This window comes from Bartonella taylorii 8TBB (assembly GCF_902825155.1).
Taxonomy (GTDB): domain Bacteria; phylum Pseudomonadota; class Alphaproteobacteria; order Rhizobiales; family Rhizobiaceae; genus Bartonella; species Bartonella taylorii_A.
This window is the reverse complement of sequence record NZ_CADEAG010000174.1, coordinates 1-410: the sequence shown is the minus strand read 5'-3', so window position 1 is coordinate 410 and position 410 is coordinate 1. Positions and strand designations below refer to the sequence as shown.

Here is a 410-nt window from a genome sequence, read left to right as displayed (position 1 = left end):
TAAACTGGAGCATAGCTGTGGCTTCGCCTACAGCACCCCCCACAGCACCGGCAGTGCAAGCGCCACTCGCAACAGCGCCTTTTAGGCAGCCAAGTCCTGCATGGGCAACGATCTGCGTGACCGTGTCTATTTTGCCCTCAGCCTTGGCAGTACCGATTTCTTCCGCCAACGTCTTGCCAACCGTATCAGACATGGCGATGCGCAGATTGTTAAAAAAGTTCTTGTCAAAAGAGCCGCCCTCAAGAGCCGTTTGAACGCTCGTGCCAATGGCTGCTTTGATCAGGTTCTTTTCTGCTTCACGGGTAATGCGATCGACAAAAGGAGCCGTTTTGGGTAAAGACTGTCCAACACCGGCCATTTCCGTTACTTTGCTGGTTAAGCCCGCCGTTAACATCGACGAAACAATGCTG

1 protein-coding gene is annotated in these 410 nt (G+C 52.9%); it reads right to left on the bottom strand.

The annotated features are described in order from the left end of the window. On the bottom strand, positions 1-410 hold a 410-nt coding region (locus J7R13_RS09165; RefSeq protein ID WP_208438337.1), incomplete at both ends, for a DUF637 domain-containing protein.